Below are 1,612 nucleotides of genomic sequence, written 5' to 3'. Positions count from 1 at the left end.
CCGATTCTGTTGAAAAAGTAGCTCCCCTGTCTGGCCTGCGGCAAAATCTCTGCATTGGCCAGCAAGGAAGCACACAGCATGATGGGACAGTTATCGAGTGGGCAGGAGCGACTGTTTTACTCGTTCAACCTTGAAGATCACATCCCATCCAATCATCTTCTGCGCAGCATTGATCAGTGTCTCGATCTGAGTGACCTGCGCCATTACCTAGCCGATTTCTATAGCCCTATCGGGCGTCCGTCGATTGATCCTGAACTGATGATCCGCATGCTGATCGTGGGCTATTGCTACGGCATTCGCTCAGAGCGGCGGCTGTGCGAAGAGGCCCATTTGAACCTAGCGTATCGCTGGTTCTGCCGGTTAAGCCTTGAAGATGAAGTCCCCAACCACTCGACCTTTTCCAAAAATAGACACGGCCGTTTTCGGGACAGCGATCTGTTTCGCTGGTTGTTCAATGAAGTGCTGCGTCGTTGCATGGACGCAGGCTTGGTCAAAGGTGAAGGCTTTGCCGTGGACGCCAGCATCATCAAGGCGGATGCGAGTCGGCAGCGCGGCGTACCGGGTGATGAACAGATCAACTGGAGCGATCCGGCCCTGAGCACTCGCGCCGTGCGTGAGTACCTTGAAGGCCTCGATGAGGAGGATTTGGCCGAAACGCTACCGAAACGCCTGTCGCTGACGGATCCTCAGGCCCGCTGGACGGCTGCTCCAGGCGGCCCTGCTTTCTACGCTTACTCCACGAATTATCTGATCGATACCGAGCACGGCGTGATCATGGATGTGGAACCCACACCGGCTCATCGAACCGCAGAAGTCGAGAGCACCAGGACGATGATCGATCGGGTCGAAGCGCAGTTCGACATCAAGCCGGAACGCCTCATTGGCGACACCGCTTACGGTACCGCGCCGATGCTGGCCTGGATGGTGGAGGAAAAAGACATCGAGCCGCATGTGCCGGTGTGGGACAAAACTGAGCGCAAGAACGACAGCTTTTCGAGTAACGATTTCCACTGGAATGAAGAGGCCGAGGAATACCGCTGCCCAGCCGGCAACCCATTGCGCAGCGAATGGCGAGCTTTCAAGAACGAGCGTTCGCACGTCACCAAAGCCAACACCATCATCTTCCGATCCAGACAGACCGACTGCGCGACATGTCCGATGAAAGCCAGGTGCTGCCCGAACACTTCGATTCGAAAGATCGCTCGCAGCGTCCATGAAGCCGCTCGCGATGTGGCTCGGCGCATTGCCGCAACGCCGGCATATCAGCGCTCTCGCCACGAACGTAAAAAGGTCGAAATGTTGTTTGCCCACCTTAAGCGCATCCTGAAATTGGATCGCCTGCGGCTACGTGGCATGAGTGGCGCGATGGATGAGTTCACGCTGGCCGCTGCGGTGCAGAACCTGCGACGGCTGGCCAAATTTTCATCTCAAGGGCCACCAGTCACGGGATAGGTGCGCCTGCACCAAGCAAAAAACCTCAAATTAACCCAATAGCAGAGCAGCAAAGGTCACCGAAGGGCCGAAAAACCATTCAACGTGGTGAGTAGGTTCTCCAGTGGTAGTCGTGCCTGAGTTCAGGCGATCTGAAAATCCGACTTATTCAACAGAATCG

At 56.0% G+C, this 1,612-nt stretch carries 1 protein-coding gene; it reads left to right on the top strand.

Features of this window, described 5'->3' with window-relative positions:
• The first annotated feature begins 78 nt into the window (after positions 1 to 78).
• Positions 79 to 1,452, top strand: coding sequence for a transposase (locus HX881_RS32640; RefSeq protein WP_177088675.1), 1,374 nt, complete (start codon positions 79 to 81; stop codon positions 1,450 to 1,452).
• Positions 1,453 to 1,612 lie beyond the last annotated feature (160 nt).

Origin of the sequence: Pseudomonas gingeri (genome assembly GCF_013386115.1) — a bacterium.
GTDB classification, from domain to species: Bacteria; Pseudomonadota; Gammaproteobacteria; order Pseudomonadales; family Pseudomonadaceae; genus Aquipseudomonas; species Aquipseudomonas gingeri.
This window is presented reverse-complemented; position numbering and strand designations above follow the sequence as displayed.

What these genes read in the sequence shown, in the direction of transcription:
- HX881_RS32640 (WP_177088675.1), top strand. Translation starts at nt 79, where the DNA reads ATGATGGGACAGTTATCGAGTGGGCAGGAGCGACTGTTTTACTCGTTC.